The organism is Arsenophonus symbiont of Ornithomya chloropus, assembly GCF_964026495.1.
In the GTDB taxonomy this organism is placed as follows: Bacteria; Pseudomonadota; Gammaproteobacteria; order Enterobacterales; family Enterobacteriaceae; genus Arsenophonus.
In genome coordinates this window covers 79,657-94,876 of the sequence record NZ_OZ032148.1, presented here as the reverse complement: position 1 = coordinate 94,876, position 15,220 = coordinate 79,657, and the positions used below count along the sequence as shown (strand labels likewise).

Below are 15,220 nucleotides of genomic sequence, written 5' to 3'. Positions count from 1 at the left end.
GTATAGCCTCAAATTTTATTTTTAATGTACATAAATAGACAATTATAAAATATAATAATATATACAAAAAAATCAAGATCAGATAAATGAAAAATCAAATATCTTAATATTTTTATATCATATTCTATTAATAAATTGATAAAATAACTAAATCTAAAAATTATTAAACTATCAAAATCATTTAAAAATATATTATTGTTAATAAAAAATTAATATTTTCAAAAACTTTTATTATTTTTAATTTTGATTTAAATAAAAATTTTGATTCAAATAAAAAATCTTGTTTTTATTTACTTGATCAGTTTTTATATAATTAACAGAAAAAATTTTAAAAAAATGTAAATTTTTTATGTTAACATCATTTTTAAATGATAATCATAAATTATAAATAAGCATTCACTATATTATAAACTTTTTTTTAAAAAAACAAAAATATGAAATTTTTTTTATTAATAATTATATAATGTAAGTGCTCTTTAAAATATTAATAAATTTTAATAAATTAAACCTTACACTTAAGATACCATATCATTTTATTAAAAAATACAAAATTTTATAAAATATGAATTTTATAATACTTTTAGTAAAATCAAATAATTGTAAACTAAATTACAATAAAAAATAATATAAAAAATATCATTTTTTATTGCTTTAATTATTTACAGCAATTTTGCATTTTTAATATAATTATATTTCATGAACAATGCATTAAAATAGTCATTTTATAATTTTAAAAATGATTTACCTACAATAAAACTTATCCTTTAATTTTTACTAAAATGTGTATTTTGAAATATCAATAACCTCAATAGAGCCATTTCAACTCCAATGCGTTTTTCTGGCGCATATTGCATTTCTTTACGTCCAATTAATAAAGTACGATAATAAAACTGTAAATCTATGGGTTTAATAGAACGAGCTAAAAAACATAAACGTTCTTCTACTGAAGATTTAATTTCTTCTATATCTAACGTTACTAACTGAATCATAGCAATACGATGCAAGAGGGATAATAATCTAACAAATACACAATCCCAATCTGTTCCACGTAAAGCAAGATCTTCTACTAAATCCAACATTTTTTGAGAATTTTTGTAAAAAATTGATTCAATAATAGTTAATGGTTGTTCATCATCTAATGTTCCTAACATTTTCATAACTAATTCTTTCGATATAATACCTTTACCCATTGCAATCGCTTGATCAGTTAAAGTTAACGCATCACGCAAGCTTCCTTCTGCAGCTCTTGCAATTAATTCACAGGCACAATGATCGCTTGATATTTTTTCGGCAATTAAGATGCGTTCAATTTGATTAGTAATTTGATCAATATCTAATGATATTAAATGAAATTGTAAGCAACGTGATAAGACTGTTATTGGTAATTTATGTGTATCTGTTGTTGCTAATAAAAATTTTACATGTTTTGGTGGTTCTTCTAAAATATTTAACAAAGCATTAAAACTATGACGTGAAAGCATATGTACTTCATCTATTAAATATACTTTAAATCGACCACGTGTTGGTAAATATTGAACATTATCTAATAAATCACGTGTATCCTCAACTTTTGTACGTGAAGCAGCATCAATTTCAATAAAATCAATAAATCGACCACAAGCTATTTCAAGACAATTAACACATTGACCACAAGGATTATTAGTAATTCCTAATACACAATTTAACCCTTTAGCAAAAAGACGCGCAATGGTTGTTTTTCCCACACCATGCATTCCAGAAAACAAATAAGCATGATGAAGACGATTGTTTTGTAAACTATTTTCTAAAGCAGTTAAAACATGTTTTTGCCCAATAACATCAATAAATGTTTGTGGACGCCATTTTCTTGCAAGTACTTGGTAAGTCATATCGTCGTTTTTAAAATAAAGATCATATTTAAAGTATAGTATATGGTATTATAATAACTTTGTTTTTGTTAATTTAAAAATAAATTATATCAATACATTACTCTTTATAAAAAAACATTTAAAAACAAATATTCTATATATTCATTAAATTACAAAATATTGTTTTTATATATCCTTTTAAATATTTTTTTCAAAAATTTTTCTATAAAATAGATATTTTATCATATATAAATGTATTTCTTAATGTTTATTATATTCTTTATAAAATAAATATAAATTACTATTTTTGGATACATTTAAAAAATTCTTGATAAATATAATTTTTTATAAAATTAAACAATTTATTTTAAAATATTTGATTATTTATTTTTTATCAAATAAGTAAAAACTTATCATTAAGTTATATGAAATTTTTATGAAATAAAGTTCTTAATGTTAAGAATTTTTACTATTTTTTTTACATCATAAATATATAATTGAAAAAACAGCATTAATTAATTTTATGAGATATTAGATCTATAAAAAATAAATTAAATAATTAAAATATATATTTAAAATAGTTTTTTAAAATTTATGATTTTATTTTAAAAAATATTTCATGATATTACTAAAAATAATTAAATATATTGAATATAAACATAATATTAATAAAAATTAAAAACACGGAAAAAAAATAGAAAAAATAAAAAATATTACCTAATAATTACTTAATATAAAAAATAGTATCAAAATTACATCAAAATTCTAATAGATTTTAATCATAATCATGCATTACAAATAACAAATATTTATAATATTTATTATAATAACGAATATTATTTTCTAACTTTAGAATTATTTCTACAGCATATTTAAAAAAATCATATATTGATTTTCTACTATAAGCAAGCTGATTATAAAATATTTTATTTAATTCTATATTTCTTAAACCTATCTCTTAATATTGATTATTAATAACTCTCTAAGTCAAAAATTATTAAAAAATTACTAGCAAAAATAATTAAAATATATTATAATAAAAGTATATAATATTTGATTATTAATACGTTATTAAATTTAGTTTTTTAAGAAATAACATTCTTAAAAATTTCTTAAAAAAATAATTAAATAAAAAAACTACATAAAAACTTTTTATTTAATCTTAATGAAGATTAAATTTTTAAGATGCAAAAATCAAAAATAAAAACATATTAGAAAATGAGATATAAAAATTCTTTCTTAGAGATAACTTTAAGAAAATTAAATAAAATATTTTTATAAAAAATTTATATATTCACAAATCAAAAACAAAAAATAATTATTATTATATAATATTCGTGCAAAATTTCATATACTAGATTTTCTTTTAAAATTAAAAATATAAATTGCATCAGAATATTAAATATTCATAATTTATATTATGAATATTTAAATTCTTAAAAAGAATAATTTGATTTTTTAAATTATTAAAAAATTATTTTTTTATTAATTCTAAACTCATGATAATCAAAAAATCTTTATTTTTATTGACAAATATTTAAATAAAGATATAGGCTATCTAATGTTATTTCTAAAAAAATTAAAAAATATTTAATCTCGTTAATTTTTTACAAAAAAAAATAATGATAACAAATATTTTTTAAAAAGTAACACTTAACATAAAAAATAATAACATTCATATTTTTATATATCTCTCTTATATACTTTTTATATACATGACTTTAAAGAAAGAGCATTATGACTAAAATGGACTATCTATTACGTTTAAGAAAATGTACAACTATAGAAACATTAGAACGAGTAATTGAAAAAAACAAATACGAATTATCAGAAGATGAACTAGAGTTATTTTATTCTGCTGCAGATCATAGATTAGCAGAACTTACGATGAATAAATTATATGACAAAATTCCTTCATCAGTTTGGAAATATGTAAGATAAAATTTTTCTTGCAGATATTTTTTAATAAAAATATTTTATGACATTCAGATTTTATTGCCAATTTTTATTGCCTAGAAGTATTGGTAACTAATATTTTTTTGCAAAAAAAATATTAGTTAAATTTTAAATTATTTTTTTTAACAAAAGTTATTTTTTGTTTATAAGTTAAATTTAAAAATCAAATTACTCCTTTAAAAAAAATTATTCAATTATCTAAAACAAATTTATAAAAACAAAAAAATTATGGGTTATTTTATAAAAAATAAAATAAAAAATAACACTAATAAATTATATGGCTATTTTTAATAAAATTATTTACCAATTAATAATTTAGAATTATTTTAATAACTATTTCATACAATTTATGGATATCAATTAATTACAAAATTTTTATAAACATAAATGATAGAGAATCATTCTATTAATTGAAGATCTATAAAATTCACAAAAATCATACAATAATATTCTTTATGAATTATTTATTGATAACAAAATTATAAATTACTGAACTTTTCCAAAATGTATCTTAGCTTTCTTACGTAAATTTGATATAAGTGATTCCATCATCGTGTTACCAAATATGTATTTATAATGCTCTGAAAAAAGTTCAAATTCATTATTTTTTGGTTGACTGTAAATACATTTAATTAATTTAATAATTACAAAATTATCTTTATCTTTTAGTAAAAAAAATTTTGGTTTATTTTTTTGATTATTGAATTCTATGTTAAAAATTTCCTCAGTTAACTGATCATCCTGCTTAAAACGATCAAAAATCTTTGATTTCCCGAAAACGATACCTATTTTTTTCAAAGAAACTTCACCATTATCATCACCATTATTCAAAACAATAAGTATTTTTTTAATTTCTTCTTCCATTAATTTCATAGCTTTTTTCCGTTTTACTAATTTAATTATTGATTGCTTGACTAAATTAATTTTTTTTAGTTCTTCTGGTTTATAATCTTCAATTCTAATAATAAAAACATTATTATTATCAATATTAATAATTCCAGAATTAACACCTATTATTTTATCTTTACGTAATAAATCTCCATCAAAAATTGCATCAGCAATTTTTTTAAATTTGATCGCAGCAGGAAGATTATTACGATTAAACCAATCTGTTTTTATTGCCTTAACGCCTGTAACTTTTTCGACTTCATGTAAAGATTCATTATCATTCATTGCTGCATTTTTTGCAATTTCTTGCAACACATGAAATGAATCAATCATTTTTTTGTTTTTTAATATTTCTTTAATTTGATTTTTTACTAAATCAAAGGATTTCACTATTTTAGGTTTTATATCGTCAAGACGAATTATTGTGTAATATTTTCCTAATTTAATTATTTCTGAAATTTGTCCTTTATTGATCAAATTAGCATTAATGATTTCAATAGGTGTTAAACCTACTGGAATCCAGCCAATAGAACCATAATTTTTTATACTGAATTTATCTGTAGATTTTTTATCAAATAATTTATTAAAATCAAAACCTTTAGATAAAGCCTTACTAACTGCATCTGCTTCTTTTTCTGTTATTAACTGAATCATACTATAATGTCTTTTTTCTGGTTCTGTGAAATCAGAAATATTTTTTTCATAATATCTTTGTAGTTCATTATCTTTAATGTCATCTAGAGGAATGTTTTGCAAAGCTATATCTAATTTAACATAACTGATTTTTACTTCTTCAGGAATCAAAAATTGTTGGTGATGTGTATCATAATAATCTTGTAATTCTTTATCTGTAACAGATTGCTTTAATTCATATTTATCTGTTGATAATATTGCTTTTTTTATTTCTCTTTTTTCTAAAAGTAATTTAGTATACATTTCAATTTCTTGAGGTAATACAAACTCATCATTGACATACATTTTATAGACTTGCTTATTTAATATTTTTTTCCGTATTTCTTTAGCAAGATCATCAGAATTAATATTATTTTCTAATAAAAAAGCTTTATATTTCTTATAATCAAACTGATTATCTGTCTGAAATATAGCCATATTATATATGTTCTTTTGAATTTCATTATTACTAATAGTTAGTCCTAAATCATTGGAATATTGATTTAATAAGGTAATTGCAATTAAACGTTCTAATGCTTGATGACGTAATATTGTCATTTCTTTTTCATTATTAATGATTTTATAAAAACGATCACCTAACCTTTCCTTTAATACCGTCTTTTCTTGTTCCAGCAATCTTTGCAATTGCAATGAAGTAATAATTGAACCATTAACTTTTGCAACATAATTATTTGCATTACTTATTAAATAGTTACCCATACCAGTAAAGAGAAAAGATACAACAATAATTATAAATATTATTTTTAAAAAAAAACTATTTGCCATCACACGTAATTTATCCAACATTAATATGCTAATCTCCATATTTATGGACTAATTATAAAATTTTAAAAAATATACTTAACCAAATTAAAACGTTATCTATTTAACAAAAAAACCAACATAATAATTTGGATATCTTATCAAAAATATTACCAAAATTTTTGATACTATATTTAAATCTAATTTATAACAAAACATCACAATCAATAATATAAAAATTTATATCAATTCTATATAAATACTCTTATTAATGTATGAAAATTATTTATAAAAATCATTACTAAAACATAAAAAAAAGATAAGAGATACAAACTATTAATATTTATTATAAAAAATACTGCAGATTAACAAATAAATGCATTATAAATAAATATTTTTAACTACTGTTATACCATATCAAAAGGTGGGTTTTGAAAAGCAATTGAAAAAATCTCTTCGATGGTTTTTACTGGATAAATTTTTAAATCTTCAATAATATTGTGTGGTATTTCTTCCAAATCACGACGATTTTCATCTGGAATAAGCACGATTTTTATGCCACCACGATGAGCTGCCAATAACTTTTCTTTTAAACCACCAATAGGTAATATTAATCCTCTTAATGTTATTTCACCTGTCATTGCAACATCTGCCCTGACAGGGTTACTAGTTAAACAAGATACTAGTGCCGTACACATTGCAATACCAGCACTAGGTCCATCTTTTGGAGTAGCACCTTCTGGTACGTGTACATGTATATCTCGTTTTTCATAAAAATTAATATTTATTCCTAATTTATCTGCTCTAGCTCGCACTACAGTTAATGCTGTTTGAATAGATTCTTGCATAACTTCTCCTAAAGAACCAGTATAAGTTAATTTCCCTTTACCAGGTACACAAACAGTTTCAATAGTTAATAAATCACCACCAACTTCTGTCCAAGCTAAACCGGTTACTTGACCAATGCGATTTTCAGTATCTGCACGACCGTAATCTACTTTACGCACACCAAGATAATCTTTTAAATTATTATCTTGAATAACTATATTTTTCAATGAATTATTTATTAATAATGCCTTTACTGCTTTACGACATAATTTAGAAATTTCTCGTTCCAAACCACGTACGCCAGACTCACGAGTATAATAGCGAATTATACCCATAATTGCACTATCATCAATTCTTAATTCATTTCTTTTTAAAGCATTACGTTTAATTTGTTTAGGTAATAAATATTTTCTTGCAATTTTCAATTTTTCATCTTCAGTATAACCAGAAAGACGAATAACTTCCATACGATCTAATAAAGGTGCTGGGATATTCATAGAATTTGAGGTGGCAACAAACATTACATCAGAAAGATCATAATCTACTTCTAAATAATGATCATTAAAAGCAATATTTTGTTCTGGATCAAGAACTTCTAGTAACGCCGATGCTGGATCACCTCTCATATCCGAAGACATTTTATCTATCTCATCTAACAAAAACAAAGGATTTTTAACACCAATTTTTGCCATTTTTTGGATAAGTTTTCCAGGCATAGATCCAATATAAGTGCGTCGATGTCCTCGAATCTCTGCCTCATCACGCACCCCACCTAATGCCATACGAATATATTTTCTTCCTGTAGCTTTAGAAATAGATTGACCTAGCGATGTTTTACCAACACCAGGAGGCCCTACCAAACATAAAATGGTACCTTTTATTTTACTAATACGAGTTTGTACAGCTAAATATTCTAAAATACGTTCTTTAACACGTTCTAAACCATAATGATCACTATCTAAAGTTTCTTGAGCTTTTATTAAATCTTTTTTTACTTTACTACGCGTATTCCATGGTACTTGTACCATCCAATCAATATAACTACGCAATACTGTTGCTTCAGCAGACATAGGTGACATCATTTTTAATTTTTGTAATTCTCCCTCTGCTTTTTTGCGTGCTTCTTTTGGCATTTTAACATCTTTAATTTTTTGTTTAAACATTTCATATTCATCTTGTGAATCTTCCATTTCACCTAATTCTTTTTGAATAGCTTTCATTTGCTCATTTAAATAGTATTCTCGTTGACTTTTTTCCATTTGTTTTTTTACACGATTACGAATACGTTTTTCAACCTGTAAAATATCAATTTCAGACTCCATCATTGCCATTAAATATTCAAGACGTTCCACAACATCAATCATTTCTAAAACACGTTGTTTATTTGTTAATTTCAGTGGCATATGGGAAGCTATGGTATCAGCTAATTTATCTGACTGTTCGATTGTATGTAATGAAGTTAATACTTCAGGAGGAATTTTTTTATTTAATTTAACATAACCTTCAAACTGATTAATTGTTGTACGATTTAGCACTTCTTGTTCTTTTTCATCCAAAATAGGATTATTAAAATACTCTGCTTCAGCAATAAAATATTCTCCATTATCTGTTAGTTTTGTAATTTCCGCACGACGTAAACCTTCTACTAAGACTTTTACAGTACCATCAGGTAATTTTAACATTTGTAAAATAGATGCAACTGTTCCTACATAAAACAAATCATTAATATTTGGTTCATCAGTAGACGCTTTTTTTTGAGCTACTAACATTACTTCTTTACTATGCTCCATAGCAGCTTCAAGACAATGAATTGATTTTTTTCGACCAACAAATAAAGGAATCACCATATGTGGATAAACCACAACATCACGCAGAGGTAATACAGGAATTTCAATGCGTTCACGACGCTCAAGATTCATAAGCTTTCCTCTTCCGTTTAGCTTATACCAATTTCAAGGTTTTTATAAAAATTTTTAAAAACCTAATTTTAAATATATAGTTATTATGAGATAAAATTGTAACATATAATAATTTTATTTATTAAATATATCATCAAGATAAAAATCTTAAAATATCAAAGCATTTTATGTTATATAATTCTCACTAAAAAATATTTCGCTTTATTTTTCACCTAATGCTTGTATATCTCTTTGAGTATAAATTAAAGAAGGTTTTGATTCCCCTGATATTACCATTTCATCAATTAATATTTTTTCTACATTTTTCATTGAAGGTAAATTATACATTGTTTCTAATAAAATTATTTCTATAATAGAACGTAAACCACGTGCTCCTGTTTTTTTAGCCATGGCTTTCTTGGCAATTACTTGTAATGCTTTTTTATCAAATTCAAGATTTACACCTTCCATTTCAAAAAGTGCTTGATATTGCTTAATTAATGCATTTTTTGGTTTTGTTAATATTTTAACTAACATTTCTTCATTTAATTCATGGAAAGTAGTTATAACAGGTAACCGACCAACAAACTCAGGAATTAAACCAAACTTAATCAAATCTTCTGGTTCTACTTGAGAAAGTAACCTACTTTTTATTAACTTATCATCTGACTTACTGTTTACTTCAGCAGAAAAACCAATACCTGAATGTATATTTAACCGGTGAGCAATTATTTTATCAAGACCTGAAAAAGCTCCTCCACAAATAAAAAGAATTTTAGATGTATCAATTTGCAAATATTCTTGCTGTGGATGTTTTCGTCCTCCTTGAGGAGGCACTGCAGCAATCGTACCTTCAATAAGCTTAAGCAAGGCCTGTTGCACTCCCTCGCCTGAAACATCTCGTGTGATAGATGGATTATCAGATTTACGAGATATCTTATCAATTTCATCAATATATATTATACCACGTTGTGCTTTCTCTATATTTAAATCACATTTTTGCAAAAGTTTTTGAATAATGTTTTCAACATCCTCCCCAACATATCCAGCTTCTGTTAATGTTGTCGCATCAGCCATAGAAAATGGTACATTTAAATAACGTGCTAAAGTTTCGGCTAGTAAAGTTTTACCACTACCTGTTGGTCCAATAAGCAAAACATTACTTTTACTTAATTCTACATCAGAATTAAATTTTTTATTAAATATATTGCCTAATCGTTTATAATGATTATAAACTGCTACAGCTAATACTTTTTTAGCATTTGATTGACCAATAACATAATTATCAAGATGATGATAAATTTTATGTGGTGTAGGCAATTCGCCAAATGTATTATTGAGCGAAATTTCTTTAATTTCTTCTACAAGAATATCATTACATAACTGCACACATTCATTACAAATATAAACTGACGGACCAGCAATTAATTTACGCACTTCATCCTGATTTTTGTTACAAAAAGAACAGTAAAGTAATTTTTTTGAACTTTCTTTTTGTTTATCGGTCATTTAAAATAACCTCACTTTTAAAAATTATTAAAGTCAGATTTAAAATCTATACCATAAGAATTATTAGCATAATTCTTCATAATCATATCAAATATACCATACATTAGTACCAATTAATTACATACGATTAATGTAAATTTTATCTATCAAACCATAAATTACTGCTTCTTCTGCAGATAAAAATCGATCTCTTTCAGTATCATTTTCAATATCTTTAATTTTTTTACCTGTATGTCTAGCCATTAATTTATTAATTCGTGATTTAATAGTCAAAATTTCTGCAGCATGAATTGCAATATCAGAAGCTTGCCCTTGAAATCCTCCTAACGGTTGATGTATCATAATACGTGCATTAGGTAAACAATAACGTTTCCCTTTAGTACCAGCAGCTAACAAAAATGCACCCATCGAACATGCTTGTCCCATACAAAGTGTACTAACATCAGGTTTAATAAATTGCATAGTATCATAAATTGACATACCAGCAGTAATAACTCCACCAGGTGAATTAATATAAAGATATATATCTTTATCAGAGTTTTCTGCTTCTAAAAAAAGCATTTGGGCAACTACTAAATTCGCCATATATTCTTCAAGCATTCCTGTTAAAAAAATAATTCTTTCTTTTAATAATCTTGAATAAATATCATAAGAACGTTCACCACGTGAAGTTTGTTCAATAACCATTGGCAATAATGATGCCATATTTTCAAAAAATTGATTTTTATTATGATATGACATGTTTATCTCCACATTATTAATTACTTTATAATAAAAACAATTAAATACTTTTTAAGTAACAATAAAAATCAAAAAAACAACCTTATCTCATAAAGATCTCATAAAGATCTCATAAAGATAATAATATACCAATCATGAATAATGAAAATAAAAAAATATAAGTAATCATGTAAGATTTTTTTAATAATTAATTATTTCAAAGAAAAGAAATTTTCTTTTCTCTTGTTAAAATAAAAATTTATCAAAAATATTATATATTAGTAACCAATTAATCTTTATGATTATTTTTACAAAAATTGATCTGAAAAAAGTTAAAATTTCATTTGCTTTAATTTTATGATTTTTTATTAATTATTCATTTTTATAACCCACATAATTCATTTCTTAATCACAAAAAATATTGATTTAAAATTTTGATAAAAAATATTTTTCAGATCTTCCTTTTCTTTTAATGATATATGAATTTATTAAATGAATTATTCAAAAATTTATAATTATAAACTTGTTTGTAATATATATTATATTTTTTATGAAAATATTTTATATTGATTAGTATTAAATCTATTCATTAGTATTAAATCATAAAAATAATATTTTTATTTAACAAACAAATTAATCTTCTTATATTAAATAATCTTAAAATTAATCATTAGTCAAAAATAATAAAAAACTTTTTAGTATTATTTGTATTTACTTTTATTTATTAATAATTTTATTATTACAAGGAACTATATTTATATATTTTTTATAGAAACCTTTGATCTATATAAACCAAAAAATTTAAATCAAAATATGTTTTTTTAAAATATCATTTTTATTTTTTAAAAAATCGTAATATCGATTATTTAAAAATATTAAGAACACTAATTTTTATATAACTATTTGTATTAACTTACTTTTATGACTTAAAATAATAGTCAATTTAAAAATAACTTATTTTACCAAAACCTGGTATTTTCAAAAATCATTACCTTAATAATCATCACTACTCTCTTCAAAGTCTATTTAAAATTATTTAATAACTCGTTAATCTAATTCTAACTAAATATTAATCACATTTTTAAATTTTAATGATTTATGTCTAATTTATTATAAAAACTTAAAAATATTTTTATATTAATAATTTTAATTAAATCTTATAATAATTTTAATAATTTTAATCATAACTTTTTTGAAATATTAATTTTTATCACAAAAAATTATTTTCATTAAAAATTTTCTTGATCTACAATAATATATTAATTGTATCATTAATCGTTATAGATGGTATTTTTTATTTATTTTTTATAAAAAAAATACACCTATAATTCTTTTTAATATACTTTTTATAAAAAAGTTTATATTTCATATTTTTTCACAATTTTTTTATATAAACTTTTTTAAAAAAAATAAAAATAGAAGTTTGAATCAATTTTTTAAAAAATTGCTAATATAGCTATTTTAGTTTTTTATAATCAAAAATCTGACTGATATATTAAAAAAATATATTGATATTAAAAACATTATTTTTATTTTTATCAAATAAAATTTCGTTAAAACTTTGTGTAAACATTACATTTTTCAAAAAAAATAAAGCAAATTTTTTATTTTAAAAAACAAATATAAACAGCTAATTTTTCTTTTAAAATTAATGATATGAAATTAATTAAATAATACTTGAATACGCATTTTTAATTCGAAAAAACATCTAATCTATTATGTACAATTTTCAAAGTTTATTAAAGCTTGCACAACAAAAATATTTTTATTACTCAAAGAAATAAATACGATTTGATATTATATATCAATTAATTAATTTTTATAAAATTGCTAGTATTTTAATAAATTTATTATTACAATAATTAACAAAATGAACAAAAACTTACAAAAAAATGATTACCAGCATAAAATGCTATTTTGCAAAATAGCATGTATTATTTTTAATGCATTAAAAAATATATACAAATCATATAAAAAACGTGTAAATAATTGAACTTATCTTTTTAAACAAGTTGGTGAAAAAAAATTTACATTCTGATATTTTTTCCATTCAATTGGCGTATAAGTATGTAGTCCCAATGCATGAACGCCATTAGATAATTCTTCTTCTAAAACAAGATATACAGTTCTATGACGCTGTAAAAGATTTTTTTGAATAAATTTTTCCGTAACTAAAATAATTTTAAAATGAGTTGCCATATTTTTTGAAAAATTATGTTTCATACTCTCATTTTTAACTATTAAATACAGAGGCAAAAAAAAATTTGTAAGTTTTTTTTTAATTTTTATAGACATATTATCAATATTAGAAATATTATTCATATAATTTATTAACATTTTTAATTAATACTTTTATTTTAATAAAATTTATATATTCTAAAATATCTATATCATATTAATACTTATTAATCAAATCAAATTTATTAATGCAAAAAATATAAACATCAAAATATATTTTTTTCAATAGAAAAAATTTAATACTTTTCGAAAAAATATAAAAAATATATAACATAACAAAATTTTAATAAGAAATAATAACCAATTCAATAAAAAATAACAACCAAACTAAAATATAAAAAATACAAAATAAAAATAAAACATAAAAAAAGATATATTTTCTATGCTTATTGTATTTATATCTCTTTTATATTTATTTTCAACATATCTTACCAGATATCTTATATACATAATCACTTTATATTTTTTGTATTAAATATTAATAAAAATAATATAAAAAATTATATTTAATATCATTTATTTAAAATATTTTTAAAATTAAAATATCAAAAACGATTAAAAAATAACATTCTTTTTCATATGTGATATGTATTCAAAAATATAATGATCAATTTCTAATCAAAATTTATATTTATACAAATAAATAGTATTTTTAAAAAATTTTAACTCTAGATAATTTATTTTATAATCAAGATAATATATAATATTTTTAACAAAAAATAAATTAATTACTGTATTAAATTTTTTAAAAATTTTATATTTATATACTTTCAAAATTAATATCAAATATACAAAAAAATATATTTATCAAACATAAAAATGATTTAGTCGAATATTTTTAAATTAATTGTATTTAATTATATATTGTTTATATATTCTCTGAATATTATGAAATTAATGGTAAAATCAACGATTATATCTAAAAAACAAACAAAAAATAAATTAGCATGATTTCTAAGATTGGAGTGACTAAATGAGAGTTATAAAATATAAAAAAAGCATCAAAATTATCTCATTGATTACTGTTTTCTCTATACTTACTGGATGCAGTATAACATTAATGGATCCAAAAGGAGCAATCAGCGTTGAACAAAAAAAACTCATAATAACATCAGTTACTTTAATGCTAATTATTGTCATTCCAGTAATTTTTATGACTATTTTTTTTGCAATAAAATATCGTGAAAATAACAAATACGCAACTTATCGACCAAATTGGGACAAATCACATAAAATTGAATTATTTTGTTGGACAATTCCTATTTTTATTATTTTTATTCTCGCAATTATTACATGGAAAACTACTCATAAATTAGATCCTTATAAACCACTCATAAACAAAAAAAATCCTATTACTATTCAAGTAATCGCTAGCGATTGGAAATGGATATTTATTTATCCAGAAAAAAATATAGCTACTATTAATGAAATCGCTTTTCCTATAAATGTACCAATCAACTTTAAAGTAACATCAGCTTCAGTAATGAATTCTTTTTTTATTCCTGCTTTAGGTAGTCAAATTTATGCCATGGCAGGCATGCAAAGCAAATTACACCTAATAGCTAATAAACCTGGAATCTATAAAGGATTTTCATCTAGTTATAGTGGTCATGGATTTTCAGATATGAAATTTAATGTTATTACAACTATTAATAAAAAAAGTTTTGAAAAATGGATTGAAAAAGTCAAAAAATCAAAAAAAAATATAAATAGCATATCTCAATTTAATGAATTAGCAAAACCGAGCTACAATGTAGATGTTACTTACTTTTCTAATGTAAAAGCAAATTTATACGAAGATATTATATCAAAATTTGGACATACACATCACATTCAGAATACTCATCAAATCATAAATTCTAAACAGCATTCTTTACAGAAAAAACAGAAAAATAAATAAAG

The 15,220-nt window shown here is 22.0% G+C and carries 7 protein-coding genes and 1 pseudogene; 2 read left to right on the top strand and 6 right to left on the bottom strand.

Features of this window, described 5'->3' with window-relative positions; all coding sequences use genetic code 11:
* Positions 1-791 precede the first annotated feature (791 nt).
* A pseudogene (gene dnaX, locus ABNS14_RS00445) lies at positions 792-1,868 on the bottom strand (DNA polymerase III subunit gamma/tau); the annotation flags it as partial.
* Between the two features lie 1,716 nt (positions 1,869-3,584).
* On the opposite strand from dnaX, the gene ABNS14_RS00440 reads away from it, so the two are divergent.
* Complete coding sequence (locus ABNS14_RS00440) at positions 3,585-3,788, top strand: HHA domain-containing protein (RefSeq protein ID WP_348666414.1); 204 nt, start codon at positions 3,585-3,587, stop codon at positions 3,786-3,788.
* Between the two features lie 501 nt (positions 3,789-4,289).
* Here the strand turns inward: ABNS14_RS00440 and ppiD are convergent.
* The 5 genes from ppiD to ABNS14_RS00415 all read right to left on the bottom strand — a co-directional run bounded on the left by ppiD (position 4,290) and on the right by ABNS14_RS00415 (position 13,303).
* Positions 4,290-6,170: a peptidylprolyl isomerase gene (gene ppiD, locus ABNS14_RS00435; protein ID WP_348666413.1), complete on the bottom strand. Its 1,881-nt coding sequence runs from the start codon at positions 6,168-6,170 to the stop codon at positions 4,290-4,292.
* Between the two features lie 362 nt (positions 6,171-6,532).
* Positions 6,533-8,872: an endopeptidase La gene (gene lon, locus ABNS14_RS00430; protein WP_348666412.1), complete on the bottom strand. Its 2,340-nt coding sequence runs from the start codon at positions 8,870-8,872 to the stop codon at positions 6,533-6,535.
* Between the two features lie 201 nt (positions 8,873-9,073).
* Positions 9,074-10,360 (bottom strand): ATP-dependent protease ATP-binding subunit ClpX, encoded by a 1,287-nt coding sequence (clpX, locus tag ABNS14_RS00425; protein WP_348666411.1) that lies wholly within the window; start codon positions 10,358-10,360, stop codon positions 9,074-9,076.
* 117 nt (positions 10,361-10,477) lie between these two features.
* Positions 10,478-11,101 carry an ATP-dependent Clp endopeptidase proteolytic subunit ClpP gene (clpP, locus tag ABNS14_RS00420; RefSeq protein ID WP_348666410.1) on the bottom strand — a complete coding sequence of 208 codons (624 nt, stop codon included), beginning with the start codon at positions 11,099-11,101 and terminating at the stop codon, positions 10,478-10,480.
* A 1,974-nt stretch (positions 11,102-13,075) separates the two neighbouring features.
* Positions 13,076-13,303, bottom strand: coding sequence for a BolA/IbaG family iron-sulfur metabolism protein (locus ABNS14_RS00415; RefSeq protein ID WP_348666409.1), 228 nt, complete (start codon positions 13,301-13,303; stop codon positions 13,076-13,078).
* 988 nt (positions 13,304-14,291) lie between these two features.
* On the opposite strand from ABNS14_RS00415, the gene cyoA reads away from it, so the two are divergent.
* Positions 14,292-15,218, top strand: coding sequence for a ubiquinol oxidase subunit II (gene cyoA / locus ABNS14_RS00410; protein WP_348666408.1), 927 nt, complete (start codon positions 14,292-14,294; stop codon positions 15,216-15,218).
* The last annotated feature ends 2 nt before the right edge of the window (positions 15,219-15,220 follow it).